Source organism: Corallococcus sp. AB049A (assembly GCF_003668885.1).
GTDB lineage: Bacteria > Myxococcota > Myxococcia > Myxococcales > Myxococcaceae > Corallococcus > Corallococcus interemptor.
In genome coordinates this window covers 1-1,793 of record NZ_RAWL01000761.1, presented here as the reverse complement: position 1 = coordinate 1,793, position 1,793 = coordinate 1, and the positions used below count along the sequence as shown (strand labels likewise).

General features: G+C 70.6%; 3 protein-coding genes and 1 pseudogene. All 4 read right to left on the bottom strand.

What is annotated here, in order from left to right; all coding sequences use genetic code 11:
• Positions 1-593: pseudogene (locus D7X55_RS39145) on the bottom strand (hypothetical protein); the annotation flags it as partial.
• A complete protein-coding gene (locus tag D7X55_RS39140; RefSeq protein ID WP_120550327.1) occupies positions 580-909 on the bottom strand; it encodes a c(7)-type cytochrome triheme domain-containing protein in 330 nt (109 codons plus the stop codon). The gene D7X55_RS39140 and the pseudogene D7X55_RS39145, both read right to left, overlap by 14 nt.
• Positions 906-1,103: a hypothetical protein gene (locus D7X55_RS39135; protein WP_120550328.1), complete on the bottom strand. Its 198-nt coding sequence runs from the start codon at positions 1,101-1,103 to the stop codon at positions 906-908. The genes D7X55_RS39140 and D7X55_RS39135 overlap by 4 nt, the downstream gene beginning before the upstream one ends.
• Positions 1,100-1,702, bottom strand: coding sequence for a NapC/NirT family cytochrome c (locus D7X55_RS39130; RefSeq protein ID WP_120550329.1), 603 nt, complete (start codon positions 1,700-1,702; stop codon positions 1,100-1,102). The genes D7X55_RS39135 and D7X55_RS39130 overlap by 4 nt, the downstream gene beginning before the upstream one ends.
• Positions 1,703-1,793 lie beyond the last annotated feature (91 nt).

Here is a 1,793-nt window from a genome sequence, read left to right as displayed (position 1 = left end):
GACAGGGGCGTGCCTGGGCTGACCGTGGTCAACGCGGGCGGGCCGCCGCGTGCCTTGCCGGGCGGGGCGCCTCCTTCAATCCACCGCAGGACCGTCGCGTACTCCGCCGACTCCACCGCGAAGGCCTTCTTGCCACCGTGGAGCGTGGTGCCGGTGCCCTTCTTGAGCAGCGGGCTCTGCGCGGCGGTGGCGGTCTGCACGAAGCGCAGGGTGGCCTCGTAGTCCGCGGGCTCGCCCCGGAGCACCCAGCGGGACCGGGACGCCATTCCCTCCGGGCCGTGGCAGGACTTGCACGCCTTCTCCAGGATGGGCCGCACGTCCTCCTCGAAGCCCGGCACTCGAGGCCGGTTCGCGCTGGCGGGCGTCCGGGCCGGCGGCGCGCCGGGACTCCTGACGGCTTCCGCGGGGGACGGCGCTGCCGGGGCGGGGACGCCCGCGTCCGGCGCCGCCTGCACGGGGGGCGGCTTGATGCCCAGCCGCTCCTGGAGCTGCCGCCGCTTCTCCTCCTGGGACTGCGCCCGCGCGGGGCCTGGAACGGACAGCATCAGCGCGCAGGCGAACAGCGCCCAGGTGCCCGGGTCAGCGACGCGCATGGCACGCCTCGCATTTCATGGAGCTCCAGGCCTTGGCGGCCTGTCCATCATGGCAGCGCCCGCAGTAGCGGCCCTCCCGCATGTCCTGATGCGTGAAGCCCAGCCGGGCCTGCGGGAACGTGCCGGGGTGGCAGCTGTAGCAATACATGGAGCCATGCCCCCAATGGGAGAACACCGCCGGAGCAGGCGCGGCGCGCTCCTTGAGCGGAGGCACCCGCACGTCCTGCGGCGAGTTCACGGCGAAGATGGGCGTCGTGAACAGGAGGAGGGCGACGAGCCCCACCGGCCACCGTCCCCCGCGAGCGGAGCGCCTCATAGGGCCTTCTGCTCCTTCAATATCTTCCAGACCGTGACGCCGTAGAGCAGGACCCCCAGCAGGACCAAAGGAACGCCCACGGCGGTGGAGATGACGAAGGTCAGGGGCGTCCAATAGAGGGAGGCGAACAGCTGGACCAGCAACCCCGCCAGCACGAAGAGCGCCGCCACCCGGATGCGTTTGTCATGAGTCATGGACGCGCTCGCTCCGGAAGCCAGAAGTTCTGGGCCTTCACGCCCTCCAGGTCGTGCGCCAGGTCATGGCAGCTCAGGCACGAACGGGCCCCGCTCTGCAGCTCCGCCTGGAGCTCCCGGTGCGGCCCGGCCTCCAGGTAGCCGCGCGCGTCGTTGTGGCAGTGGAGGCAATTGTAATTGGGATACGGCTGATAGAGCCGGGGCTCCGGGGGGATGGTCCCGAAGTAGTGGACCCAGACGTGCCGCAGGCCGTTGAGCTTGGCCTTCGCGTCCCCGAAGAGCGCGTAGTCCGTGTGGCAGGAGAAGCAGGTGGAGTCGCGGTCGATGAGCCGCTTCTGGTAGTGGACCGCGGCCAGGGCGTTGGGGTTGTCCACGAACAGGCTCTGCCCGTAGCGCTCCATCTCATGGCAGCCCATGCAGAACTGCGTCTGGCTGGACTCGCGCACGCCCACCGCGACCCCGGCGCCGCTGACGACCAGCGGCAGGATGGCCAGGCCTCCCAGCAGCACCAGCCGGCCCAGCCGGTTCGCGGTGAGGTGGCCCGCGGCGTGGGCAATCATCGCCACCAGCACGGCCACCGCGCTGACAATCACAATCATGAGGGTGGGCAGTGGAGTCTCCGTGGGGCCTGAGGTCGTGAGAGCCGTGCGCTACGGGGTGGGCGCCCCGGCGGAGGGCTGTCTCTTATAC

Excerpts from the sequence above, each read along its gene's own strand:
- D7X55_RS39140 (WP_120550327.1), bottom strand. The coding sequence starts at position 909 with ATGAGGCGCTCCGCTCGCGGGGGACGGTGGCCGGTGGGGCTCGTCGCC.
- D7X55_RS39135 (WP_120550328.1), bottom strand. The coding sequence starts at position 1,103 with ATGACTCATGACAAACGCATCCGGGTGGCGGCGCTCTTCGTGCTGGCG.
- D7X55_RS39130 (WP_120550329.1), bottom strand. The coding sequence starts at position 1,702 with ATGATTGTGATTGTCAGCGCGGTGGCCGTGCTGGTGGCGATGATTGCC.